The sequence below is a fragment of the Streptomyces minutiscleroticus genome (assembly GCF_014650875.1).
In the GTDB taxonomy this organism is placed as follows: Bacteria; Actinomycetota; Actinomycetes; order Streptomycetales; family Streptomycetaceae; genus Streptomyces; species Streptomyces minutiscleroticus.
The window spans coordinates 346,234-369,958 of the sequence record NZ_BMVU01000002.1; the positions used below are offsets into that span (position 1 = coordinate 346,234).

The following is a 23,725-nucleotide window of genomic DNA, read 5'->3' on the forward strand; positions in this document are numbered from 1 at the left end:
GGGCCCGGCTCCGATCGCACGGAGGTTCCGTTCCCGGCACGGCCATTGCGGGTATCCGGTCTTCTGCGGGCCGAACTGCACGCACGGCGCGCGGCCCCGGACGGATGGATTCGACAGGCGTGACGGAGCACCCCATCTCCCACGAGAACGGCCGGTCCGACGCTGCCCGGTCCCCCGCCCCCGCGGATCCGCGCGGGGCGCTCCTGCGCGGCCGGGAGACGGCGCAGCCGCCGGGCCTCGCGGCGCCGGCGCCCGGGGGCGGACCGGAGCCGTGCCCCCCGGCGGGCACCGACCGGGCGGCCGGCCTCCCCCGCGCGTGCGCGGACGCCTCCGCTGCGGCCGGCGACCCCGGCTCCGAGCACTCCCAGCCCGCGGCGGGCGAGCCGGGCACGCACCGCCCGCGGCCCGTGCCCGAGGACGTCGCCCCGGCCGGGCCCGGCGGCGCCCCCACGGCCGCCGGGTCCGGCGGCGCGGACCGCCGCACCGGCCGGGGCCCCGCGCCCGGCACCCCGATGCCGATGCGCCGCGACGGCGACCGGCTCCGCTTCGTCGGCGCCGCGACCCGCCGCATCGCGCGCGGCATCGACCTGGACGAGATCGTGATGGGGCTGTGCCGGGCGACCGTGCCGACCTTCTCGGACGCGATCCTGGTCTATCTGCGCGACCCGCTGCCGGTCGGCGACGAGCGGCCCTCGGGCCCGGTCGTGCTGCGGCTGCGGCGCACCGACCACATCCCGGAGGACCGTGACACCGACGGGTTCCTGCTGCCCGCGACGCAGCCGGTGGAGCCCGACCTCGGGGCCACCACCGAGCTGTGCGAGGTGCGGCCCGGCGGCGCGCTGGCCGAGGTGCTGCGCGGCGTACGGCCCGTGTTCGCGGACGCGCCCGCCGCCCGGGCGGCGCTGCCCGAGCTGATCGGCGCCGACCTGCCGGTGCCCGGCGGGCAGCGCGCGATCCTGGCCCCGCTGCGCGGCCGCCGGCGCGTCATCGGCGCGGCCCTCTTCCTGCGCGGCCCCGAGCGGCCCGCGTTCGAGACGGACGACCTGCTGGTCGCGGCCCAGCTCGCCACGCACAGCGCGCTCGGCATCGACAAGGCGGTGCTGTACGGCCGCGAGGCGTACATCGCCGACGAGCTGCAGCGCACGATGCTGCCCGAGACGCTGCCGCGCCCCACCGGCGTGCGGCTGGCGAGCCGCTATCTGCCGGCCGCCGAGACGGCCCGGGTGGGCGGCGACTGGTACGACGCGATCCCGCTGCCGGGCAGCCGGGTCGCCCTCGTCGTCGGCGACGTCATGGGCCACTCCATGACCTCGGCCGCGATCATGGGGCAGCTGCGCACCACCGCGCAGACCCTGGCCGGACTCGACCTGCCGCCGCAGGAGGTGCTGCACCACCTCGACGAGCAGGCCCAGCGCCTGGGCAGCGACCGCATGGCGACCTGCCTGTACGCCGTCTACGACCCGGTCTCGCACCGCATCACCATCGCCAACGCCGGGCATCCGCCGCCGGTGCTGCTCCACCTGGGCGGGCGCGCCGAGGTGCTGCGCGTGCCGCCGGGCGCCCCCATCGGGGTCGGCGGGGTGGACTTCGAGGCGGTCGAGCTGGACGCCCCGGCCGGGGCCACGCTGCTGCTCTACACCGACGGTCTGGTGGAGTCGCGGCTGCGCGACGTGTGGACCGGCATAGAGCAACTGCGCGAGCGGCTGTCCGCGACCGCGCAGCTGACCGGCCCCGACCACCCGCCGCCCCTTGAGGCTTTGTGCGACGAGGTGCTCGACATGCTCGGCCCGGGCGACCGGGACGACGACATCGCGCTGCTCGCCGCCCGCTTCGACGGGATCGCGCCCAGCGACGTGGCGTACTGGTTCCTGGAGCCGGAGGACTCCGCGCCCGGCCGGGCCCGGCGGCTGGCCCGCCGCGCCCTGGCCCGCTGGGACATGGAGGAGCTGACCGACGCCGTCGAGCTGCTGGTCAGCGAGGTCGTGACCAACGCCGTGCGGTACGCGACACGGCCGGTGACGCTGCGGCTGCTGCGCACCGAGGTGCTGCGCTGCGAGGTCGGCGACGACGTGCCGCAGCTGCCGCGGCTGCGCCAGGCGCGCGCCACGGACGAGGGCGGGCGCGGCCTGTACCTGGTGAACCGGCTGGCCAGACGGTGGGGCGCGACGCGGCTGAGCACGGGCAAGGTGGTCTGGTTCGAGCTGAACCGGGGCTGAGGGAGCGCCCGCCGGGAGGGCCCGCGTCCGCTTCCGGGGGGCGTCGCCCGCCCCGTCCCGGACCGCGCGCCGCGGTACCGGCGCGCCGCCGGCAAGGACCCGGGCGGCCGGATCGCGACCGGGGCCGACGGCTTTCGGCGGCATCCGGCGGCATCACGGACGAGGGCGTCCGGGACCGAGCGGTCCCGGGCGCCCTCGCCGGTGCGGCGTGCGCCGCCCGGTCACTCGTCCTCGTCGTCCCACTCCTCGTCTTCCGGGTCCACGGGGCGGCCCGAGAACGACGGGCCGGGCGACGTGCTCGGGCTGCTGGAGGAGGTCGCCTCGTCCGTGGGCTCCTCGGTGGGCTCCGTGGGCTCCTGGGACGTCGGCTCCTCGCTCGTCGGCGGGGCCGACGTGGGCTCCTCCGACGTGGGCGTCCCGGTCGGCTCCTGGGTGACGGTGGGCGTCTCGACCGGCTGGACGGCCGCGCCCTGGACGGTGTCCAGGTCGAACTCGCTGACGCCGTCCGTCACGCCGAAGGTGTAGTCCGCCCAGATCTGGGCCGGGTAGCCGCCGCCGTTGATGCGCCCGCTGCCCGGGATCAGCCCCGTGGCCCCCGTCAGCGAGACCTGGTCGCCGGTCTTGGCGTCCTCGCCGAACAGGCCGACCGAGGTGACCAGGTCCGGCGTGTAACCGGTGAACCAGGCCGACTTGTTCTCGTCGGACGTACCGGTCTTGCCGGCGACCTGCTGCCCGCCGCGGGCGGGGTTGTCGCGCACCGAGGTCTGCGCCGTGCCGTCGTCGACCACGCCGGTGAGGACCGAGGTGACCGTGTCGGCGGCCTCGCGGCTGATGACCTGCTCGCCGACCGGGTCGGGCAGCTCGACCTCCAGGTCCTTGTGCTCGGCCGCCTTCAGCATCGCCGGGGTGACCTTCTTGCCGTGGTTGTCGAGGGTCGCGTAGACGCCGGCCATCTCCAGCGGGCTCGCGCCCATGGAGCCGAGCGTCTGCGCGGGCACCGCCTGCACGCCCTCGGTCTCCATGCCCAGCCTGCCGGCGACCTCCATGACCTTCTCCATGCCCACGTCCACGCCCATCTGCGCGAAGACGGAGTTGACGGACTTGTTCATGGCCGTCTGGACGGTGATGTCGCCGTAGTTCTGGTCGTCCTCGTTCGGCGGGGCGAAGCCGACCTCGCGGCCGCCGTCCACGACCGGGCGCTCGCTGTCGCCGTCGTAGACCGTGCTCGCCGTGATCGGCTCGCCGTCCTGGGTCTCGGCGCCCTCGTCCACGGCCGCGGCCAGGACCACCGGCTTGAAGGTGGAGGCGGCCTGGTAGTCGTCGCGGGTGGCGTTGTTGTAGAAGTGCTTCAGGTAGTCCGTGCCGCCGTACATCGCCAGCACCCGGCCCGTCTCCGGGTCGACGGAGACGGCGCCGGCCTGGACGTCGGCGTCGACGTCCCGCTTCTTCGGGTCGAGCTTGCTGGTGAGCGTGCGCTTGACGGACTTCTCCAGCGCGGCCTGCTTCTTCTTGTCGATGTTGAGCGTGAGGGTCCAGCCGCCCGCCTCGACCATCGCCTCGGCGTCCTCCGTGTCGGAGGCGCTGCCCTGGGCGACGAGCTGCTTCTGCAGGGCGGCGTTCGCCGCGTTCACCAGGTAGCCGGTCTGGCCCTCGAGGCCCGGCGCGCCCTGGGGGTCCTCCGGTACGGGGAACGTCATCTCCCCGCGTTCGGAGGCGCTCAGCCAGTCCTCCTCGACCATGTTGTCGAGGACGTAGTTCCAGCGCTCCTCGACCAGCTTCTTGCCGGTGTCCGACGCCACCGCCCAGTCGTACTGGCTCGGGGCCTGGAGCAGCGCGGCCAGGTAGGCGCCCTGCTCCACCGACAGGTCCTTGGCGTCGACCCGGTAGTAGGCCTGGGCCGCGGCCTGGATGCCGTAGGCGCCGCGCCCGTAGTAGCTGGTGTTGATGTAGCCCGCGAGGATGTCGTCCTTGGACTTCTCGCGGTCCACCTTCAAGGAGATGACCAGCTCCTTCAGCTTGCGCGTGACGGTCTGGTCCTGGTCGAGGTAGTAGTTCTTGACGTACTGCTGGGTGATCGTCGAGCCGCCCTGCTTGCCCTTGCCGGACAGGGTGTTCAGCAGGCCGCGGGCCGTGCCCCTGAAGTCGACGCCGGCGTCCTTGTAGAAGGTCTTGTTCTCGGCGGCCACGAAGGTCCGCTGGACCTCCTTGGGCACCTCGTCGAGGTCGACGATCTCGCGGTTGAGCTTGCCCGTGCGGGCGAGGATCGTGCCGTCGCCGTACTTGTAGACGTTGCTCTGGATCTTCGCCGCCGCGTTGCCCTCGGGCACGCCGACGACGAGGTAGAGCACCACGAAGGCGGCCATGCCCAGCAGGCAGAGGCCGAAGAACGTACCGAGGATCTTCTTCACGGTGAACAGGCGGCGTATGCCGCGCCCCTTCCCTGCGGACGAGCTCTTCAACGCCGCGCGGCGGCCACTGCGCTGCCGCGCCCGTCTCTCTTCCGCTCGTCCCATGGGTCCGCTCCGCTCGTTCTCGTCGGCGCGCGGGGGGCGCGCCCGCCTTCGGCACTCCGTACTCGTGTGTCACACAGGTTCGTCGGTCGGGTCAGCTAGGAAAGCTAACACCGCCGCTTATGCCGCAGGCCGGTCGAACCCGCATTTTCCGGACGTGAGAATCAGCACCCACCCCTACGGGAACCGACGAGCCGGGGCTTGCCAGGGTTGCCCGATGCGTTAAAGTGATATCACTTAGCTAGTGAAGAGCTAGAAGAATCAACAGCCCCGGACACGGCCGGCCTCCCGGTCCGGACCGGTTCGGGCGGAAACGGGGATCCACCATGTCCGTGCACGACTCCACCTCACAGGACGTTCCGCCGCGCGAGTCCTCGGCCGGCATCGACGTGCCGGAGATGCCCGCACCGCGCGTGCGCGAGTTCGCCGCCCACAGCATCGGCGGCGGGCTGGCCCTGCTGCTGGGCCTCGTCGGACTGCTGGCCGGCGCCGGCATGATCGCGGCCGCCACCGCCGTCTCCGCGACCGGCGTGAAGGCGCTGCTGACCGTCCTCGGCATCCTCGTCGCGCTGGCGGCCTTCATCGCCATGTGCGGGCTGAACACGGTCGCGCCGGGCGAGGCCCGCGTCGTCCAGCTCTTCGGCCGCTACCGGGGCACGATCCGGCAGGACGGCCTGCGCTGGGTGAACCCCCTCACCTCGCGCACGAAGATCTCGACGCGGGTGCGCAACCACGAGACGGCCGTCCTGAAGGTCAACGACGCCTACGGCAACCCGATCGAGCTGGCCGCGGTCGTGGTGTGGAAGGTCGAGGACACCGCACAGGCGACCTTCGAGGTGGACGACTTCCTGGAGTTCGTCTCCACGCAGACCGAGGCGGCCGTGCGGCACATCGCGATCGAGTACCCCTACGACGCGCACGACGAGGAGGGCCTGTCGCTGCGCGGCAACGCGGAGGAGATCACCGAGAAGCTCGCCGTCGAGCTGCACGCGCGCGTCGAGGCCGCCGGCGTGCAGATCATCGAGTCGCGCTTCACGCACCTGGCGTACGCTCCCGAGATCGCCTCGGCGATGCTCCAGCGGCAGCAGGCGGGCGCGGTCGTGGCGGCGCGGCGCCAGATCGTGGACGGCGCCGTCGGCATGGTCGAGGCGGCGCTCGCCCGGCTCACCGAGCGGGACATCGTCGAGCTGGACTCGGAGCGGAAGGCGGCCATGGTGTCGAATCTGATGGTGGTGCTGTGCGGTGACCGCGCCGCCCAGCCGGTCCTGAACACGGGCTCTCTCTACCAGTGACCGAGCCCGAGGAGGCCCCGCGCGGCCGGCGGCCGCAGCAGCGCAAGCAGGTGCTGCTGCGTCTCGACCCGCTCGTCTACGAGGCGCTGGCCCGCTGGGCGGGGGACGAGTTGCGGTCCGCCAACGCGCAGATCGAGTTCCTGCTGCGGCGCGCGCTCGCGGAGTCGGGCCGGCTGCCCGGCGGCGCGGGCCCGATCCCCCGCCGGGGGCGCCCGCCGGTGGGGGAGGACCCCGAGGGGTAGCCCGCCGGGGCCCGGGCAGGGGCGGCCCGCCGGGCGCGGGGCGTTGCCCGTACCGGCCGTGCGCGCACGGAGCGGGGCCGCCGCGCCGTCACGGCCTCGCGTCGGCCTCCGGCGCGGGGGAGGGCTCGGCGGCGGCCGCGGCGGACGGCGGCACGATCGCGTCGGCCGTCGCCGTGGCGCCGTGCGGCCGCGGCGACTGCAGCAGCGCCGTCCGGTGGGAGTACGCGTGCAGATAGCCGACCACGGTGTTGGTCACGGCGACCAGCGGCACGGCCACCACGGCGCCGCCGATGCCCGCGACCATCCCGCCCGCCGAGACCGCGAGGACGACGGCCAGCGGGTGCACCCGCACGGCCCGGCCCAGGATGAACGGCTGCAGGATGTGGCCCTCGATCTGCTGCACCGCGAGCACCACCGCGAGCGTGAAGACCGCGGTGAAGACGCCCTGGGTCACCAGCGCCACGAGTACGGCGAGGGCGCCGGACACCACCGCGCCGACCAGCGGGACGAACGCGAACAGGAAGATGAGGACGGCCAGCGGCACGGCCATCGGCACGTCGAGGAAGTAGATGCCGAGGCCGATGAAGACGGCGTCGATGAGGGCCACTATCACCGTGCCGCGCACGTACGCGGTCAGCGTCCGCCACGCCCGCGGGCCCGCGCCGGCGACGCCGGGCCGGGCGGCGGCGGGGACGAGCTTGAGGGTCCACTGCCAGATGCGCTTGCCGTCGTAGAGCAGGAACAGCGTCGAGAACATCGCCAGCAGGATGCCGGTGAGCGCCTCGACGACGACCGTGACGCCCGCCAGGCCCGCGGAGGTGATCTGGTCGGTGTTGGCGCCGACCGCGTCGCGCAGGTTGTTGGCGATCTCGTTGATCTGCTTGTCCGTGACGTGGAACGGGCTGTTGAGGAGCCATCCGCGCAGCTCCTCGATGCCGTTCTGGACCTGGCCGGAGAGGTTGTCGAGGTTCTCCATGATCTGCCAGGTCACGAACCAGCCCATCAGGCCGATCACGACGAAGCCGAGGATCGCGGTGAGCGCGGTGGCCAGGCCGCGCGGCACTCCGTGGCGCGCGAGCCGGGCCACGGTGGGCTGCAGCAGCGCGGTGACGAGCAGCGCGCACACGAAGGCGAGCACGACGAGCTGGACGGCGCTGATGACCCGCATCAGCACCCAGACGGTGCCCGCGAGGACGAGCAGCCGCCAGCCGGCCTCGGCCGCGACCCGGACGCCCCACGGCACGGCCTGGGCGGGGTCGGGGCGGGCGCCCACGGCGGGCGCGTACGCGGGCGGCGCGGGAACCTGGTCGGGGGACGCGTGCGGATGGCCGGGACCGTGGCCGTCGTCCTCCTCGGCCTCCGCCTCCGCCCGGCGCTCGTCCAACCGCTTCCCCACCTCGGTCAGCCGGGCACCGAACCGGCCGATCCACCCTGGCACTCGCGACATGATCCGTCCTCTTCCCCCGTTGCGCCCCACCACTCCCCTCCCCCGGGAGCCGAGCTCTGCGGCTCCGACCGTACATGGCCGAAGCCCCTCACCCTAGGACGGTGAGGGGCTTCGCGCGGTTGAGCGGGCGCCGAGCGGGATCCGGCTCAGTACCAGTGGTTGGCCTGCCAGAACGCCCAGGCCTCGCAGGGGCTGCCGTAGCGGCCGTCCATGTAGCTGAGGCCCCACTTGATCTGGGTGGCGGGGTTGGTCTGCCAGTCGGAGCCGGCCGACGAGTACTTGGAGGCGGGGAGCGCCTGGAAGAGACCGTAGGCGCCGGAGGAGGCGTTGACCGCCTTGTAGTTCCAGCTGGACTCGTGGTTCACGATGTTGCTGAAGCACTGGAACTGGGCGCTCGGGACCATCTGACGGGCCATCGCCTGGATCTGCGCGACGCTGTAGGAGCTCTGGACCGAGAAGCTGGTCGCGTCACGGGTCGCCGAGCGGCTGGCCTTGGTCTCGGCCTCTTCCTTCTCGCGCTCCTTCGCCTTGCGCTCGGCCTCCTCGGCGGCCTTCTGCTTGGCGATGGCGTCCTCGGCCGCCTGCTTGCGCGCGGCCTCCTCGGCGTCCTTCTTGGCGCTGGCGTCGGCGGCGATGGCCTGGGCGTCCGCCTGCTGCGTCAGCGAGGCGGTCTGCACCTGGGCCTGCTGGCCCGCCGGGATGTCGGCGAGCAGGGTCGCCTCGTTCGCCAGTGCCTCGGCGTCGTTCGACGGCTGTCCGGTGCTGCCCGAGGCAACGCCGGTGATGGCGCCGACAGTGGTGACCGCGGTGGCCGAGGCCACTGCGAATCCCCGGACCGAAATCCGGCTCACACGGTTTCCTTCCAGCATCGCCCGCTACAGGTGACCCTCGCGGACGCGATCGTGCCCCTTGACGCTGGCCTCCACCTGACGGGTCACAGGAGGCACGGGCCCGGTGGGCGACTTCCGCGGGGGAAGAGGCTCGTGGTGCTCGGGCGGCATGCGACGGCTCTATGGAGTTCTGATGCTTGTGCTGCGCTGTACCGCTGGGGGTACGGCTGTGTCGCATGCGGGGCCTGACAGGAACGAGACTCTGCCGTAGCGGGACACCGTGAAGCAATTCTGCGTTGCGTGTGAAAGCTCACACCTCGTTTCTCCCTCAACTTTTCCGGAAAGGCGCGCGCAGCGAAGCGCCGTCCGGCTAGGCTCTTCGCCTTTTGCCGGACGGCGCCGACGGACGGGCCGTCACTCTCCTCGTGAGCGCCGGACGGAAGCCGCTAGATCTGCCCGTCCTCCAGCATTTCGGTCACCAGGGCCGCGATCTGCGACCGCTCGGACCGGTTGAGCGTGACGTGCGCGAAGAGGGGGTGCCCCTTCAGCTTCTCCACCACGGCCACCACGCCGTCGTACCGGCCCACCCGCAGGTTGTCCCGCTGCGCCACGTCGTGGGTGAGGACCACCCGGGAGTTGGAGCCGATCCGGGACAGCACGGTCAGCAGGACGTTCCGCTCCAGCGACTGGGCCTCGTCCACGATCACGAACGCGTCGTGCAGGGACCGGCCGCGGATGTGCGTGAGCGGCAGCACCTCCAGCATCCCGCGGGCGGTGACCTCCTCGATGACCTCGCGACTGGTGATCGCGGACAGCGTGTCGAAGACCGCCTGCGCCCAGGGGCTCATCTTCTCGGCCTCGGTACCGGGCAGATAGCCCAGCTCCTGTCCGCCCACCGCGTACAGCGGCCGGAAGACCATCACCTTCTCGTGCTGGCGCCGCTCCAGGACGGCCTCCAGACCGGCGCAGAGCGCGAGCGCGGACTTGCCGGTGCCGGCCCGGCCGCCCATCGACACGATCCCGACGTCCGGGTCGAGCAGCAGGTCGAGCGCGATGCGCTGCTCGGCGCTGCGGCCCTTGACGCCGAACGCCTCCCGGTCGCCGCGCACCAGCCGGACGTCGCCCTCGGGCGTGACGCGGCCCAGGGCCCTGCCTCGCTCGGACTGGATCGTCAGGCCCGTGTGCACGGGCAGGTCGGCGGCCTCGGGGACGTGGACGTGCCCCTCCTCGAAGAGGACGTCGACCTGTTCGCCCGGCAGGGTCAGTTCGGACATGCCGGTCCAGCCGGAGGAGTCCGTGATGGCGAGCTCGGCGCGGTACTCCTCGGCGAGCAGGCCCACCGAGGACGCCTTGATCCGCAGGGGCAGGTCCTTCGACACGACCGTGACGTCGAACCCCTCGGCCTGCAGGTTGCGGGCGACCGCGAGGATGCGGGAGTCGTTGTCCCCCAGGCGGTAGCCGCTGGGCAGCACGCTGGGGTCCGAGTGGTTGAGCTCGACACGCACGGTCCCGCCGAGATCGCCGATCGGGATGGGGGTGTCCAGGCGGCCGTAGCGGACCCGGTAGTCGTCGAGCAGGCGCAGGGCCTGCCGGGCGAAGTAGCCGAGTTCGGGATGGTGCCGCTTGGCCTCCAGCTCCGTGACCACGACGATCGGGAGCACGACCTCGTGCTCGTCGAAGCGGTTGAGGGCGCCTGGATCGGCCAGCAGGACGCTGGTGTCGAGAACATAGGTGCGCCGGTCTGACTTGTGGCGCTTTGTGCTGGTCACCACGGAAGGACGTACCCCCTCGGATGAGGTCGGGGAGCGACGGAAGGAACTGGACCGGTTCTCGGGCCCCGCTGCGCGGGCCGAGCGCCGGCCCTCCGTCTCGTCCGTGCGGACCGCACGATCGGGCTGGTGCAAAGGGCCTCCCGGGCGGACGGCCCCGTGCCGTCCGCTGAGATACGACACCCGTGGGTCGGGTGTCGACCTGGAGGGTTCATTCCCTCGAACACGCGCTGCCATGCCGAGGCACAGGACGGCGCGTTCGTTAACTCCTGATGACGCGCGTCCCTCCGGGAACCTCCCGGAACGGGGGGTCAGCCCCCGTAACGCCGGTGGCGGGCGGCGTAGTCGCGCATCGCGCGCAGGAAGTCGACCTTGCGGAAGGCCGGCCAGAAGACCTCGCAGAAGTAGTACTCCGAATGGGCGGTCTGCCACAGCATGAAGCCGGACAGCCGCTGCTCGCCGCTGGTGCGGATGACGAGGTCGGGGTCGGGCTGCTCGCGGGTGTAGAGGTGCTTGCCGATGAGGTCCACGTCGACCGCCTCGGCCAGGTCCTCCAGCGAGGTCCCCCTGTCGGCGGCCTCGAGGACCATGGAGCGCACGGCGTCGGCGATCTCCTGGCGGCCTCCGTAGCCGATGGCGACGTTGACCAGTATCCCGTCGACGTGCGCGGTGGACTCCTCGGCCTCCTTCAGCACGGTCTGCATCCCCGCGGGCAGCAGGTCCATGGTGCCCACGTGGTGCACGCGCCAGCGGCCGTCGGCGGCCAGGGAGGTGACGACGTTCTCGATGATGCCGAGGAGCGGGACGAGCTCCTCCTGCGGCCGGTCGAAGTTGTCCGTGGACAGCAGCCAGAGGGTGACGACCTCGACGTCGGTCTCCGCGCACCAGCCGAGGAACTCCTCGATCTTGTCCGCCCCGGCCCGGTGGCCCTGGGCGGTGGTGCTGCCGGCCGCCTTCGCCCAGCGCCGGTTGCCGTCCATGATCACGCCGATGTGCTTGGGCACCTGGGCGTGGTCGAGGTGGCCCTCCACCCTGCGTGCATAGAACCTGACCAGCAGACGGCGCAGGTTGTCGCGCAGGTTCACGTGTAGTCAGCCCCTCCGTGCGGATTCGGACAGGCGCGGCCCGAACGGCCGCGGGGGCGCGGGAGCGTTTCCTCGCCCGGCGCCGCCCCTGTCCGTATGGCGGTCCCCAGGGGGCGAAGCCTACCCCCGTGCGCCCCGGCACCCCGAAAAGGGGTGCCGGGCACCTGACATAGGTTCACTTCCATGAACGACACCTCTGTGTACCGCGCCTCCGCGGACCGCTACGACGCGATGGAGTACCGGCGCAGCGGCCGCAGCGGGCTGAAGCTGCCGGCCGTCTCGCTCGGCCTGTGGCACAACTTCGGCGACGACCGCGCGCTCTCCTCCCAGCGGGCCATCCTGCGCCGCGCCTTCGACCTCGGCGTCACCCACTTCGACCTGGCCAACAACTACGGGCCGCCGCCCGGCTCCGCCGAGCTGAACTTCGGCAAGCTGCTGCGGCAGGACTTCGCGCCGTACCGGGACGAGCTGGTCCTGTCGACCAAGGCCGGCTACCGGATGCACCCCGGCCCGTACGGGGAGTGGGGCTCGCGCAAGTACCTGCTGTCCTCCCTGGACGCCTCGCTGAAGCGGATGGGCGTCGACTACGTGGACATCTTCTACTCGCACCGCTTCGACCCGGACACCCCGCTGGAGGAGACGATGGGCGCGCTGGCGTCCGCCGTGCGGCAGGGCAAGGCGCTGTACGTGGGGGTCTCCTCCTACACGAGCGAGCAGACCGCGCAGGCGGTGCGGCTGCTGGAGGAGATGGGCGTGCGCCCGCTCATCCACCAGCCCTCGTACTCGATGATCAACCGCTGGACCGAGGACGACGGGCTGCTGGACACGCTGGAGGCGGCCGGCATGGGCTGCATCTCCTTCGCGCCGCTGGCCCAGGGCCTGCTCACCTCGAAGTACCTGAAGGGCATCCCGGAGGGCTCGCGGGCCGCGCAGGGCAAGTCCCTGGACCCGGGCCTCGCGGCCGACGCCGACGTGGTGCGCCGGCTCGCCGGGCTGAACGAGATCGCGGCCGGCCGCGGCCAGTCGCTCGCCCAGCTGGCGCTGACCTGGGTGCTGCGCGACCCGCGTATGACCTCGGCGCTGATCGGCGCGTCCAGCGTCGCCCAGCTGGAGGAGAACGTGGCGGCGCTCTCGGCGCCGAGGCTCACGGAGGAGGAGCTGAAGGAGATCGACCGGTACGCCGTGTCGACACCGGGGACGAACATCTGGGCCAACCGCCGCTGACCCGCTCCGCGCGCCCGGCCCGCCCGGTTCCGTCCGGTCCGCCGGGCGGGCCGGGACGGGTCCGGACGGGCCGTCCGGGCGCGGACGAAAAAACGGGCCGGTCCGTGGGGGGGAGACGGACCGGCCCGAGGGGGGGTTTCCACCATAACCCTTCGTAAGTGATGCTGCGTGCATCGGCGCCCCGGAATTACTCTCCGGAGTCACCCGACGACGGCGGGCTGAGACTTCCAGACCCTTCACCGCGTCGCGATCATGGCCAGAAAAGGGCCATATCCACAGGAAACGACGCCAGAAACATGAGATTCGTTCACTTCTGCCGGTTTCCTGTGAGGTCCGCGACATGGCATCGCCGATGCCCTCCACACGGGGGACGCACGCACACGGGCTTGACGCCGGCGCTAACTTCGCAGCCATGGCCATGCTTGTGGTTCCCGGGTACGCCGGGCCGGTGCCGCTGGAGATCGCGAAGTCCGGCCGGGCCCGGCGGCGCGGGCTGCTCGGACGGGACGGCGTCGACGGGGCGCTCCTGCTGTCCCCCGCGCACGCGGTGCACACGCTGGGGATGCGGTTCGCGGTCGACGTGGCCCACCTGGACCGCGCCTTCCAGGTCCTGGACGTGCGGACGATGCGGCCCGGCCGGATCGGGCTGCCGCGCCCGCGGGCCCGGCACGTCCTGGAGGCGGAGGCCGGGACGATGGCGCGCTGGGGCCTCGAACGGGGTGTACGGGTCACCGTGCTCGGCCGTTGAGCCGTCCCCGGAGTCTTCGGCGGGGCACCGCGCAGCCCCCTCCACTGCGCGGTACCGCCCGCGCAGCTTTGCTCACGCGAATCACCTTGGCCCTGAACTTATGTCAGGCCGCCTTCCGGAAGCGAGCGGTTCGCGGTAACGATGTGGAAACTCTGTGCGCGTCACGCCACAGGCTTCTCACGCGTGTCCGTGGACCCCCGGCGGCGGAACCGGTCACGGCACCGCGTACGGCGCCACGGCGCCGACGCACCGGTCCGGCGCCAAGGCACGGCCGACGGCGGCCGCCCCGCCGCCTTCATCGCCTCACGGCCTCACCGGCTCTACCGGCTCTGCCCCTGGCTCTGCTCCGTGCCGGAGTCCGGCCCGGAGCCGCGCGGGAAGGACACCTCCACCCGGCGGTTCTTGCGGCGGCCCTGCTCAGAGGAGTTGTCGGCGATCGGGTAGTCCTCGCTGTAGCCGCGCACCTCGAAGGTGACATCGCCGCCGAGGCCCGCGGCGAGCTGGTCGTGGACCGCCTCCGCGCGCTTCTTGGAGAGGGTCAGGCCGTGCGCGTACGAGCCCAGGTCGTCGGTGAAGCCGAAGACGCGGACGTTGGTCGCGTTCTGCGCCTCGATCTCCTCCGCGATCGCCGCGATGCGCGCCTTCGCCTCCGGGTTCAGCTTCGAGCTGTCCTTGGGGAACAGCACCTCCGCCTGGAGCGCGAACTTCACGTCCTGGTTGGTGTCCTCGCGCCGCTCCTCGCCGCCGAGGTCCTCCACCACCGACTTGATGTCCAGCACCTTCGCGGGCGCGAGCGTCGCCCCGTCGGCGAGCTGCAGCCCGGGGCTGTTGGCGTCGACCTCGGGGGGCGGGGAGGTGGTGGTACTGCCCGGCGGCGCACTCGGTTCGCCGTCGTCGGCGTATGCCGGGACGCCGAGGACCAGCGTCAGGACGGCGAGGGCGGTGACGGTGGTCACGGCGGGGCGGGTGGTGGAGGACATGGTCACTCGCCCTCGGAGATCTCGATGGAGGCGGGCGGCATGGAGCCGACCTGGAAGTCGACCTGGGTCGTCCCCTCGGGCGGGGCGGGGAACTGGGCATACCAGTCCGCCGATGCACCAGGGCTGATCTGACCACTGAATTTGGTGCACAGGCACCGACCGGACGTGTCCCGGAGAATGAGGTACTTCTTCTTACCCTTGTTGTCGACCAGGCTGGCCCCGGACAACGAACCTCCGTTGGACCGCAGTTCCCTCTCGTCACTGGCCCAATTCGCGCCCAACCATGAGCGGTTGCCGTCGTTCCTCACACTGCCGGAGACGGTAATGAATCCTCCGGCCTCGCGTTTGGCGGATGTGACGGTGACCGTGATGTCGCCGTCCTTCGCAGTCGCAAGCGGCTCGGAGGATGTGGAGGACGATTCCTCATTGCCCTTCCCGTCGCTCTTCTCGCTGCTTTCCTCAGCACTCGCCGAATTCGACGGTGCGGAGGATTTACCGTCGTCATCGCTTCCACCGCAGCCGGCCACCGTGAAGACCAGCCCAGTCGCGATCGCCACCGCGGTCAGTACCGTGCGGCCTTTCATGGTGTGCCGAACGTTCATCAGCACGGCTTCCTTTCACTCGGCCAGATGCACAGAGAACAGCACGGATGCGTCAGGTAGGTCATCGAGTTCGAAATTTTCAGGGTCGATGTCCACGATCTCGCCGTCGCAATCCAGTTCAACGGCTTTCTCGGGACCCACATCCGGACCGATATCGCAGCGCGGTTGGATGACCGCCGTGGCATGCGCGTTCGCATGCATGCCTTCAGTTCCCGGGATGACCGATTCGCCCACCGTGTAGTTGGTCCGCACGGCCACTTCGTAACCGGGATAGCCGTTCACCTCGGTGGGCACGGCCCCGCCCTGCAGCGTGGCGTCGTTCTCGGCGGCCAACTGCTGCGCAGCGGCTGTGGCTCCGGCGCCCTGTGCAAGATCACCATCCAGCCAGTCCAGCCAGTCCTCGTCCTGGCCCATCGCCTCGACGAGACCGTCCAGCAGTTCGTCCCTGGCGTCCTGCGCGGCCGCCAGCGCCGCGGCGTCCGCCGCGGACTGGGCGCCGTTCCGCGCGGACGCCGCCTGGGCGAAGGCGAAGAAGGCGAACGCGGCGAAGAGCAGAATCCCCGTCAGCCAGATGTAGATCGGGAGAGTCTGCCCTTTGTCGCTGTGCAGACAGCTACCGCTCAGCCACCGCCGATAACGTCGTTCACCGCATCGCCGATCGCCCCGGAGATCAGACCGTCCAACCCCAGTTGATCGATGAGCGTAAAGATCCCCGCGATCAGGATCATCAGGCCCGCGTACTCCACGAACCCGGCCCCGGCGTCCCGCTCCCGGCCCCGCATGCGGGCGGAGACCGTCCGTGCCCAGGTGCCGAGCGCGCGCTCCGCCTCGACCGTCGCCTTCAGCGTCCAGTCCTTCGCCGCCATGGCATCTTCCCTCCCCGCCGCTTTCTCCGTTCCCGGCACCGTACGTGAACCCACGCCTACGGCGAGTGGGCCCAGGGGCCCAACTTCGCTGGTCCGGGCTCATGCGTCCCACCCCCTGCGTGCGGTCCCGAGCCAGCGGGCGATCGCTTCGCTCCGCGTCGTGGCGTGCAGTTTCGCGAAGATGCGATTGATGTGGTTCTTCACCGTCTTCTCGCTGATGAAGCAGGCGGCGGCGATCTGCCGGTTGTTCATGCCGGACGCGATGTGATTCATGACCTCCACCTCCCGGGCACTCAGGCCGAATTCCAGCGAGTCGCGGGCGCGGCGGCGTGATACCGCCGGACGCGCGGGACGAGCCGTCGACGACTGTCCCACAAGTGGTTGCATTTGCGAAGTCTCTTCGTGGGCTTCGTAGGAAACACCGAATGCATCCGACACCTCCGCGGCGGACGGTGTGAAGACGGCCCTTCCGTGGCTGGAGTCGCGCACGGCGGCCAGGAGCTGCTCGGCGGTGAACTCGCCGTGCACGAGGTAGCCGACCGCGCCGCGGCGCAGCGCCTCGGCCACGACCTCGGGTTCGCTGCTGTACGTCAGCATCATCACCGGCGCCAGCCGGACGAGTCCGGGCAGGACCGACAGGCCGTCCGTGCCGGGCATGCGGACGTCCAGCAGGACGACGTCCGGGAGGAGGCGGAGGGCGGCGGCGAGCGCCTCCGCCCCGTCCGCCGCCTCGGCGACGACCCGTACACCGGGATGGCCGCCGAGCAGCGCGGCGAGCCCGGCGCGGACGACCGGGTTGTCGTCGGCCACGAGCACCCGCAGCGGCGGGCCGGAACGCGCCTGGTCAGACATGTGCGGTCGCCTCCTCGGAAGCGTCGGGAGCGGTCGGGGCGAGCACGGCGAGGGGCAGGGCGAGCGCGACCTCGGTACCGCCGTCCGCGGCGCGGCGCAGGTCGAGGCGCGCGCCGAGGGCGGCGGCGCGTTCGGCCATGCCGAGCAGACCGAAGTGGCCGGATCCCGCCAGCAGCCGGGGGTCGTGCAGCGGCAGTCCGGGCGGCGGGCCCGTGCCGTCGTCCCGGACGGCCACCCGGAGCACGCCCTCGTCCGCGCCGAGGGCGATGTCCACGCGGGACGCCCGCGCGTGGCGGTGGGTGTTCTCCAGCGCCTCCGAGACGATCGACAGGATGTGGTGGGTCGCCCGGTCGGGCAGGTCCCGCGGGACCCGCGGAGAGGAGCTCAGGCGGGTCGTGAGCCCCGTACGGGACTCGAAGTCCCGCGCCCGGTCCGCCAGTTCGGCGGGCAGGTCCCCGTGCGGCGCCGTCAGGTCCGTGTGGCGGCGCAGATCCGTCAGCAGGTGCCGGGACTCGGCGGCGGCGCGGCGGGCCGCGCCCGCGACGGTGGCCGCCTGCGCCTTCAGCACGGCCGGGTCCGCGCGGTCCGCCGAGGCGGCGAGCGCGTCCGCCGCGAGGGCCAGCCCGTGCAGGGTCTTGGCCACGGAGTCGTGCAGCTCGCGGGCGAGGTGGGCGCGCTCGGAGGCGACGGCGTCCGCCACGGCGAGGCGCGAGGTGGCCTCCGCGAGCGCCTGGCTCGCCGTACCGAAGCGGAACATCAGGTTGCGCAGGGTCACGCCGATGACGCCCGCGGCGACGCAGAACCCGGCGATCAGCAGCGTGCTGGCGCCGGTGCCCGGCCGGTGCTCCCAGGTCCGGTACACCGTGAGCAGGACGACGAGCTGGACGCCGGTGAAGACGCCGGAGCCGCGCCAGCCGTAGAGGAGCCCGGAGAGCAGCGGGGTGCAGACGGCCGCGTACGCCAGGGGGGACGCCGGGGAGGCGGTGAGCAGCAGGACCGCGCCGAAGACGACGTCCACCGCCATCAGGGAGGGGTGCGCGAGGAGCCGGGGCGCGAGCCGCTCCCAGTCCCTGAGCATGGCGTACGAGCCCATGACGCCGAGGACGGCGGCGGCCAGGACGGCGTGGCGGGGCGCTCCCGGCGCGGTGTTGGCGGTGGCGAAGGGCGCGCCGACGGCGAGCAGGGCGAGGCGTACGGCGAATGCCTGGCGGCACAGCGCCTGGAGGGCGTTGAGCTGGAGGCGGACGCCGCCGGGGGCGGGGGCGTCGTCGGCCAGGTAGCCGGCGGCCCCGAGGAGGCGCCCGCGCCGCAGGCCCGTGAACCGCAGGCCCGTACGGCGCGGTCGTCCCGTACGGGGTGCCCCCGTACCGCGCGATCCCCTCGGACGCATCGTCATCGCCCCAGGACCGAGCCGAAGTCGGTGCCCGAGCCGAGGAACATGCCCGTGGCGATGAGGATCATGGTGGCCGGCAGCATGAAGACCAGCGTCACCATGGTCGCCTTGGGGACGGTCCTGGCGGCGCGGCGGCGCGAGTTCTGGGCGTCGGTCCTGCGCATGTCGGTGGCCAGCTGGATGAGGGTCTCGGCGATGGGCGAGCCCAGCTCCTCGCCCTGCTGGAGCGCCGAGACGAACTGGGCCACCTGCTCGGAGGAGTTGCGCTTGCGCAGCTCGTCGAAGGCCTGGCGGCGGCTGACGCCCATGTCCATCTGGCGCAGGGTGATGCGCAGCTCGTCGGCCCACGGCCCCTCGTAGCGCTCGGCGACCCGGTCCAGGGCCTGGCGGAAGCCGAGTCCGGCCGAGACCACGACGGCGAGGACGTCCAGGAAGTCGGGGAGCGTGCGGTCGATGACCTCCCTGCGCTCGCGGATCGCCTGCCAGATCAGCGCGTCGGCGGCGAACAGGCCGAAGGCGAGGGTGAGGACGGCGAAGAGGGTCTGCCCGTTGGTGAGGAAGACCAGGCCGAGGACGACGCCGAAGACCCCGTACACCGCGCGGCGGGCCGCGTACCGGTCGAGCGTGAGGCCGCCGGGGTTGCCCGCCATGTCGATGCGGCGGCGCTTGGCGTCGACCCGGCGCGGGCCCATCAGGCGCAGGACGAGCGGGGCGAACCGCATGCCGAGGCGGTCGACGGCCGAGTCCGCCGTGGAGACGCGGCTGGAACCCACCTCCAGGGCGAGCGCGAGGTCGCCGGGGAGCTTGGCCTCGGCGCGGTACATCCGCACGCCGAGGAGGACTCCGGCGACGGAGAGGCCCATGGCGGCGGCCAGGATCAGCGCGAGCATCCCAGTGACCTCCCCTTCACACTTCGATCTTGCCGAGGCGGCGGATGACGAAGAAGCCGACCGTGTAGAGGCCGAGCGAGACCAGCACCAGGACCTGGCCGACGGGCGAGCCGGTGACACGGGCCAGAGCCCCCTCGTTCGAGGAGTTGATCAGCAGCAGCGAGCCGAGGCCGAGCAGCGGGACCGTGAAGGCGGTCGCGTTGACCTCGGAGAGCATGGTGCGCACCTCGCGCCGGGTCTCCTTGCGGTCCTCCAGGGTCTGGGTGAGGTTGCGCAGCGAGTTCACCACCGAGCCGCCGGCCTTGTTGGACAGCACGAGGGTGGTGACGAGGACGACCAGCTCGCGGGAGGGGAGGCGTTCGGCCAGCTCGCCGAGGGTGTCGTCGATCGTGCGGCCGAGGGAGAGCTGGTCGGCGACGCGGGCCAGCTCCTCGCCGGCCGGTGCCTCCAGCTCCTCGGCCGCCATCGCAAGGGCCGTGCGCAGCGCGAGGCCCGCGGCGGTGGCGTTGGCGATGAGCCGGGCCACGTCGGGCAGCTGGTTGATGAACGCCTCGATGCGCTTCTGCCGCTGCCAGTTGAGGAATATCGCGGCGCCCCAGACGCCGATCAGCGCGGCGATCGGCCCGAAGAAGGGCGCGAGCGCCGCCGCCGCGATCAGCCACAGCGCGACGACCAGGGCCAGGACGTACGCGAAGAACTCCCCGGCGCTCAGGTCGAGTCCCGTCGCGGACAGCCTGAGGTGGATCGTGCGGCCGAGCCGGGTGCGGCGCAGCCGGCGGTCGAGGGCGGCGAAGCGGCGCGCGCGTCCGGCGGCGGTGCGCAGCGGGCCGCCGGAGAGCCGGTCGACCAGGTCCCGGCGCTGGGCGCGCCCGGCCGCGTACAGGTGGACGCCCGCGACGGCGAGGGCGCAGCACAGCACGGTGGCGCCGAGGGCGAGCAGGGCACGGTCGTTCACGGCTCGCTCCTTGCGACGGTGGGGACACGGGGCACGGCGGTGGGCATGCGGACCGCGGCGGCGGGGGCGCGGGCCCCGGCAGTGGGAACACGGGCCGCGGCGGCCGGGGCGCGGGCCACAAGAGGGGGCACGGGGGCCGCGGCGGTGGGAAAACGGGGCGTACGCGTCCGGCTCATCCGATGGCCTGCCGGGTGTGCACGGGGTCGAGGACCTCGGTGACGCCGAAGGCGGGCGGCAGCGGCTCGCCCGCGCCGTACAGCTTCTCGGCGACCGGGCGCGGCAGCGGCAGGTGCTCGAAGTGGCCGTGGACGACGCGGTCGGGGCCGACGGGCCGGGGCACGAAGCGGGAGACGGTCGCGATGCGGAACCGCTCCCGGCCGTGCGAGACCAGCACCGCGATCTCGCCGATCCGGCGGGAGCCGTCGCTGTGCCGGACGAGCTGCACGACGACGTCGACGGCCGAGTTGATCTGGTCCTTCAGGGCCTCGAAGGGGATCTGCACCTCGGACATCGAGCCGAGGGTCTGCAGCCGCATGAGGGCGTCCTCGGCGCTGTTGGCGTGCACGGTGGCGAGGGAGCCGTCGTGGCCGGTCGACATGGCCTGGAGCATGTCGAGGGTCTCGCCGCCGCGGACCTCGCCGACGATGATGCGGTCGGGGCGCATGCGCAGCGAGTTGCGCACCAGGTCGCGGATGGTGATGTGGCCCTTGCCCTCCACGTTGGGCGGCCGCGACTCCAGCCGGATCACGTGCTCCTGCTGGAGCTGGAGCTCGGCGGAGTCCTCGATGGTGATGATGCGCTCGTGGGACGGGATCAGCCCGGACAGGGCGTTGAGCAGGGTCGTCTTGCCGGTGCCCGTACCGCCGCTGACGATGACGTTGAAGCGGGCCCGCACGAACGCGGCGAGCAGCATCAGCATCTGCTCGTCCAGCGAGCCGAGCCCGATCAGCTCGGGCAGCGTGTACGCGCGCGGGAAGCGGCGGATCGTGAGGGTGGGGCCGGTCAGGGCGAGCGGCGGGATGATGACGTTGACGCGCTCGCCGGTGGGCAGGCGGGCGTCGACCATCGGGTTCGACTCGTCGACGCGGCGGTTGACGGTGGAGACGATGCGCTCGATGGTCTGCATCAGCTGCTCGGCGGAGGCGAAGCGCAGGGGCAGCTGCTCCACGCGGCCCGCGCGCTCGACGAAGATCGAGTCGGGGCCGTTGACCATGATCTCGGTGATCGACGCGTCGGCGAGGAGCGGCTCCAGGACGCCGAGCCCCAGGGCCTCGTCGACGACCCGCCGGATCAGCTGGGACCGCTCGGCGGAGGAGAGCACCGGGCCCTCGCGGCTGATGATGTGGCCGAGGACGCGCTCCAGGCGGACGCGGCGCTCGGCCGCCGCCAGGCTGGACATCTCGGCGAGGTCGATCTCCTCCAGGAGCTTGGCGCGGTAGACCGCGACGAGGTGTCCGTCCTCGCGGCCCGAGCCGCCGCCGTCCTCGGGGACGGCGATACGGGATCGCAGGCTCATGGTCGTCGGCTCCTCTCCGGGTCGGGGTTCCTACGGTGGTCGGTGGGCGCACGGCCGCGGAGGCCGTGCGGTCAGTCGTCGGTGTCGTCGGGCATGGTGGCGCTGCGCTCCAGGGTCCAGGGGCCGCCCAGGAACGGAACGAGGGAGGGCACCTGGACCTGGACGGTGGCTCTGGTGCTGTCCGAGGCGCCCGCGCCGATGCCGACCTGCGGTTTCAGCCAGCCGCTGACGGACGCCCGCCCGGCCGCCGCGCCGTCGCCGCCCTCCTGCGAGGCGACGCGGGCCGCGGCACGGGCTCCGGACCCGGCCTGGTTGGCGGCGTACCCGACGAGCCCCAGCTGGATGGCCGCCATCCCGATGACCAGCAGGACCGGCAGGAACCCGGCGAACTCCAGCATGGAGACGCCCCGGTCGCCGCGGGGGCGCCGGGTCGCTGCCCCCGCCGTCCGGACGGCTCGGCGCGGCGTACGGCCACAGGCACGGTCGCGGCCGCAGCCGTGGCCGTGGCCGTGGCCGTGGCCATGACCGGAGGATTCCGTACGTGACCGCGGGCGCCCCGCGGCGCGGCCCGCCGGCCACCCCGCACGTGTCACCCGTACCGCACGCACCGCCCACACCGTGCGCACCGCGCGTCCCGTCATTCCTCCTCCCCCTCGCGCGCCGCCCCCGCCTCCGCGTGGACGGTCCAGCCCGCGTCGAAGCCCGGGAAGAACAGGGGCACCTGGGCCTCGACCGTCGCCTTCACGACCGGGCCCTGCGCCCCGCAGGAGATCGCGGCGTCCTGCCAGGCGGGCGGCAGGTGGGCGCTGCCCTTCTCCTGGCAGGCGCCGCCGTCCCCGCCGCCGGTGGACGCGGCCGCCGCGGCGGCGCGCGCGGCCTCGTCCGCCGCGTTGCCCGCGAGCGAGTACGTGTAGCCGTACAGCACGCACTGCCACAGGATCGCCGTCACGACGAGGAGCAGCGGGAACATCCCGGCGAACTCCAGGGTCACCGCGCCTCTGTCGCCGCCCCGGCGGCGCAGGGACAGCGCGCCCCGGTCGGACGCCGCCCGGCGCCGGCGGCCGCTCTCCTTGGGCGGCGCGACCAGTTCGACCTCCGCCGCCAGCGCCCACAGGGCCTGCTTCACCGTCGAGCGGCTGTCGAGGTCCTGCAGGCGGCCCGCGTCCACGACGGACTGGAGTTCCTTGAAGGCGGCCGGGACGGCGGAGCGGGCCACGCGCGTGCCGGTGACGCGTTCGACGAGGGACGGCTGGATCTCCGTGCCGCGCGCGTGGCGGTTGACGACCGTGAGGGTCTCCTCCGCCTTGCGGATCTGCAGCCGGTCCCACAGCCGCACCATGCGCTTGGCGGCGCGGACCGCGACGACGTCCGGGGTGACCAGCAGCAGCGCGTGGTCGGCCAGCTCCACGGCGGCGGCGTTCGCGGCGTTCATCTGGGCGCCGCAGTCGACGACCACGACCTCGTACCGGGAGCGCAGGGCGGCGAGGACCTGCCGGGCCACCCGGTCGGTGACCTCCTCGCCGCGCTCCCCCTCGCCGGGCGCGAGCAGCAGCCCGAGCCCGGTGTCGTGGGTGTAGACGGCGTCCTGGAGCACCCGGGCGTTGATGTCGGCGATGGCCGCGAGGTCGGCCACCGACCGGCGGAACTGCACGTCCAGGTACGAGGCCACGTCCCCGGACTGCAGGTCCAGGTCGAGCAGGGCGACGCTGCGGCCGGAGGCCCGGGCGGCGAGGGCGAGCTGGACGGCGGCGACCGTGGCGCCCACGCCGCCCTTCGCGCCGGTCACGGTGACGACGGTGCCGCCGGGGCCCGCGTACAGCTCGGGCGCGCCGCTGCCCAGGTGCCGGCGCATGCCCGTGGACCAGGCGGCGGCCGTCTGGACGCGCTCGGCCAGGGCGTCGTAGCCGAGCGGCATGCCGACGATGCCGCGGGCGCCGGAGTCCATCGCGGCCGTGAGGACGCCGGTGCCGGTGTCCGCGGTGACCAGCACGACGCCGACCGCCGGGAAGCGCAGGACCAGGTCGCGGATCAGTTCGAGGGCCGGCACCGGCCCGATCCGCTCGTGGACCAGGACCACCTCGGGCAGTTCCTCCAGCGACTCGGCGGCGAGCCGGGCGAGGGTGTCGAGGAGTGCGGTGGAGTCCGTCACGGGCGGCGCGGGCTCGGCGTCGGCGAGCTGGCTCAGCAGGGTGGTGAGGGCGCGGGCCGCGTCGATGTCGCCGACGGCGGGCAGGATGCGGATGGTCATCGGCGGGACCTCGCGGTGCGGCGGCCGTACGGCCGGGAGGACCGGGACGGCCCGGGCGAG

The 23,725-nt window shown here is 72.7% G+C and carries 21 protein-coding genes; 5 read left to right on the forward strand and 16 right to left on the reverse strand.

What is annotated here, in order from left to right:
* Nucleotides 1-119: 119 nt before the first annotated feature.
* Nucleotides 120-2,216, forward strand: coding sequence for an ATP-binding SpoIIE family protein phosphatase (locus IE271_RS04665; protein ID WP_373308709.1), 2,097 nt, complete (start codon nt 120-122; stop codon nt 2,214-2,216).
* Between the two features lie 221 nt (nt 2,217-2,437).
* On the opposite strand, the gene IE271_RS04670 is transcribed toward IE271_RS04665, so the two are convergent.
* Entirely contained in the window at nt 2,438-4,729 is a 2,292-nt protein-coding gene (locus IE271_RS04670; protein ID WP_190188858.1) for a transglycosylase domain-containing protein, read from the reverse strand.
* 323 nt (nt 4,730-5,052) lie between these two features.
* On the opposite strand from IE271_RS04670, the gene IE271_RS04675 reads away from it, so the two are divergent.
* Nucleotides 5,053-6,018, forward strand: a complete 966-nt coding sequence (locus IE271_RS04675; RefSeq protein ID WP_190188859.1) for an SPFH domain-containing protein — start codon at nt 5,053-5,055, stop codon at nt 6,016-6,018.
* Entirely contained in the window at nt 6,015-6,260 is a 246-nt protein-coding gene (locus IE271_RS04680) for a type II toxin-antitoxin system antitoxin (RefSeq protein ID WP_190188860.1), read from the forward strand. The genes IE271_RS04675 and IE271_RS04680 overlap by 4 nt, the downstream gene beginning before the upstream one ends.
* 88 nt (nt 6,261-6,348) lie before the next feature.
* Here the strand turns inward: IE271_RS04680 and IE271_RS04685 are convergent, their stop codons facing one another.
* The 4 genes from IE271_RS04685 to IE271_RS04700 form a co-directional block, all read right to left on the reverse strand.
* Complete coding sequence (locus IE271_RS04685; RefSeq protein WP_190188861.1) at nt 6,349-7,707, reverse strand: AI-2E family transporter; 1,359 nt, start codon at nt 7,705-7,707, stop codon at nt 6,349-6,351.
* Nucleotides 7,708-7,853: 146 nt separating this feature from the next.
* Complete coding sequence (locus IE271_RS04690) at nt 7,854-8,558, reverse strand: aggregation-promoting factor C-terminal-like domain-containing protein (RefSeq protein ID WP_491591086.1); 705 nt, start codon at nt 8,556-8,558, stop codon at nt 7,854-7,856.
* 425 nt (nt 8,559-8,983) lie between these two features.
* A complete protein-coding gene (gene phoH2 / locus IE271_RS04695; protein WP_190188863.1) occupies nt 8,984-10,309 on the reverse strand; it encodes an RNA 5'-3' helicase PhoH2 in 1,326 nt (441 codons plus the stop codon).
* A 308-nt stretch (nt 10,310-10,617) separates the two neighbouring features.
* On the reverse strand, nt 10,618-11,391 hold the full coding sequence (locus IE271_RS04700) for an isoprenyl transferase (RefSeq protein ID WP_190188864.1): 774 nt from the start codon (nt 11,389-11,391) through the stop codon (nt 10,618-10,620).
* A 183-nt stretch (nt 11,392-11,574) separates the two neighbouring features.
* Between IE271_RS04700 and mgrA the strand changes: the two genes are divergently transcribed.
* Nucleotides 11,575-12,615, forward strand: coding sequence for an L-glyceraldehyde 3-phosphate reductase (gene mgrA, locus IE271_RS04705; protein WP_190188865.1), 1,041 nt, complete (start codon nt 11,575-11,577; stop codon nt 12,613-12,615).
* A 412-nt stretch (nt 12,616-13,027) separates the two neighbouring features.
* Nucleotides 13,028-13,363, forward strand: coding sequence for a DUF192 domain-containing protein (locus IE271_RS04710; protein ID WP_229919116.1), 336 nt, complete (start codon nt 13,028-13,030; stop codon nt 13,361-13,363).
* Between the two features lie 320 nt (nt 13,364-13,683).
* Here the strand turns inward: IE271_RS04710 and IE271_RS04715 are convergent, their stop codons facing one another.
* The 11 genes from IE271_RS04715 to IE271_RS04765 all read right to left on the reverse strand — a co-directional run bounded on the left by IE271_RS04715 (nt 13,684) and on the right by IE271_RS04765 (nt 23,665).
* On the reverse strand, nt 13,684-14,343 hold the full coding sequence (locus tag IE271_RS04715) for an OmpA family protein (protein WP_190188866.1): 660 nt from the start codon (nt 14,341-14,343) through the stop codon (nt 13,684-13,686).
* A 2-nt stretch (nt 14,344-14,345) separates the two neighbouring features.
* Entirely contained in the window at nt 14,346-14,945 is a 600-nt protein-coding gene (locus tag IE271_RS04720) for a hypothetical protein (RefSeq protein WP_190188987.1), read from the reverse strand.
* Between the two features lie 15 nt (nt 14,946-14,960).
* A complete protein-coding gene (locus tag IE271_RS04725; RefSeq protein WP_268256171.1) occupies nt 14,961-15,569 on the reverse strand; it encodes a pilus assembly protein TadG-related protein in 609 nt (202 codons plus the stop codon).
* Entirely contained in the window at nt 15,566-15,811 is a 246-nt protein-coding gene (locus IE271_RS04730) for a hypothetical protein (protein WP_190189001.1), read from the reverse strand. The genes IE271_RS04725 and IE271_RS04730 overlap by 4 nt, the downstream gene beginning before the upstream one ends.
* 99 nt (nt 15,812-15,910) lie before the next feature.
* Nucleotides 15,911-16,663 carry a response regulator gene (locus IE271_RS04735; protein WP_190188867.1) on the reverse strand — a complete coding sequence of 251 codons (753 nt, stop codon included), beginning with the start codon at nt 16,661-16,663 and terminating at the stop codon, nt 15,911-15,913.
* Nucleotides 16,656-18,059, reverse strand: coding sequence for a sensor histidine kinase (locus tag IE271_RS04740; RefSeq protein ID WP_229919117.1), 1,404 nt, complete (start codon nt 18,057-18,059; stop codon nt 16,656-16,658). The genes IE271_RS04735 and IE271_RS04740 overlap by 8 nt, the downstream gene beginning before the upstream one ends.
* Nucleotides 18,056-18,946: a DUF5936 domain-containing protein gene (locus IE271_RS04745; protein WP_190188868.1), complete on the reverse strand. Its 891-nt coding sequence runs from the start codon at nt 18,944-18,946 to the stop codon at nt 18,056-18,058. The genes IE271_RS04740 and IE271_RS04745 overlap by 4 nt, the downstream gene beginning before the upstream one ends.
* A gap of 16 nt (nt 18,947-18,962) precedes the next feature.
* Nucleotides 18,963-19,901 carry a type II secretion system F family protein gene (locus IE271_RS04750; RefSeq protein WP_190188869.1) on the reverse strand — a complete coding sequence of 313 codons (939 nt, stop codon included), beginning with the start codon at nt 19,899-19,901 and terminating at the stop codon, nt 18,963-18,965.
* A 172-nt stretch (nt 19,902-20,073) separates the two neighbouring features.
* Nucleotides 20,074-21,417, reverse strand: a complete 1,344-nt coding sequence (locus IE271_RS04755; protein WP_190188870.1) for a TadA family conjugal transfer-associated ATPase — start codon at nt 21,415-21,417, stop codon at nt 20,074-20,076.
* 71 nt (nt 21,418-21,488) lie between these two features.
* Nucleotides 21,489-21,815: a TadE/TadG family type IV pilus assembly protein gene (locus IE271_RS04760; RefSeq protein ID WP_190188871.1), complete on the reverse strand. Its 327-nt coding sequence runs from the start codon at nt 21,813-21,815 to the stop codon at nt 21,489-21,491.
* Nucleotides 21,816-22,054: 239 nt separating this feature from the next.
* Nucleotides 22,055-23,665 (reverse strand): CpaE/TadZ family protein, encoded by a 1,611-nt coding sequence (locus IE271_RS04765; protein WP_190188872.1) that lies wholly within the window; start codon nt 23,663-23,665, stop codon nt 22,055-22,057.
* Between the last annotated feature and the right edge of the window lie 60 nt (nt 23,666-23,725).

Coding starts and splice junctions, on each gene's coding strand:
- IE271_RS04710 (WP_229919116.1), top strand. CDS start 13,028: ATGGCCATGCTTGTGGTTCCCGGGTACGCCGGGCCGGTGCCGCTGGAG.
- IE271_RS04730 (WP_190189001.1), bottom strand. CDS start 15,811: ATGGCGGCGAAGGACTGGACGCTGAAGGCGACGGTCGAGGCGGAGCGC.
- IE271_RS04765 (WP_190188872.1), bottom strand. CDS start 23,665: ATGACCATCCGCATCCTGCCCGCCGTCGGCGACATCGACGCGGCCCGC.
- IE271_RS04720 (WP_190188987.1), bottom strand. CDS start 14,945: ATGAACGTTCGGCACACCATGAAAGGCCGCACGGTACTGACCGCGGTG.
- IE271_RS04755 (WP_190188870.1), bottom strand. CDS start 21,417: ATGAGCCTGCGATCCCGTATCGCCGTCCCCGAGGACGGCGGCGGCTCG.
- IE271_RS04715 (WP_190188866.1), bottom strand. CDS start 14,343: ATGTCCTCCACCACCCGCCCCGCCGTGACCACCGTCACCGCCCTCGCC.
- IE271_RS04745 (WP_190188868.1), bottom strand. CDS start 18,946: ATGCTCGCGCTGATCCTGGCCGCCGCCATGGGCCTCTCCGTCGCCGGA.
- IE271_RS04685 (WP_190188861.1), bottom strand. CDS start 7,707: ATGTCGCGAGTGCCAGGGTGGATCGGCCGGTTCGGTGCCCGGCTGACC.
- mgrA (WP_190188865.1), top strand. CDS start 11,575: ATGAACGACACCTCTGTGTACCGCGCCTCCGCGGACCGCTACGACGCG.
- IE271_RS04760 (WP_190188871.1), bottom strand. CDS start 21,815: ATGCTGGAGTTCGCCGGGTTCCTGCCGGTCCTGCTGGTCATCGGGATG.
- IE271_RS04675 (WP_190188859.1), top strand. CDS start 5,053: ATGTCCGTGCACGACTCCACCTCACAGGACGTTCCGCCGCGCGAGTCC.
- IE271_RS04670 (WP_190188858.1), bottom strand. CDS start 4,729: ATGGGACGAGCGGAAGAGAGACGGGCGCGGCAGCGCAGTGGCCGCCGC.
- IE271_RS04740 (WP_229919117.1), bottom strand. CDS start 18,059: ATGACGATGCGTCCGAGGGGATCGCGCGGTACGGGGGCACCCCGTACG.
- IE271_RS04735 (WP_190188867.1), bottom strand. CDS start 16,663: ATGTCTGACCAGGCGCGTTCCGGCCCGCCGCTGCGGGTGCTCGTGGCC.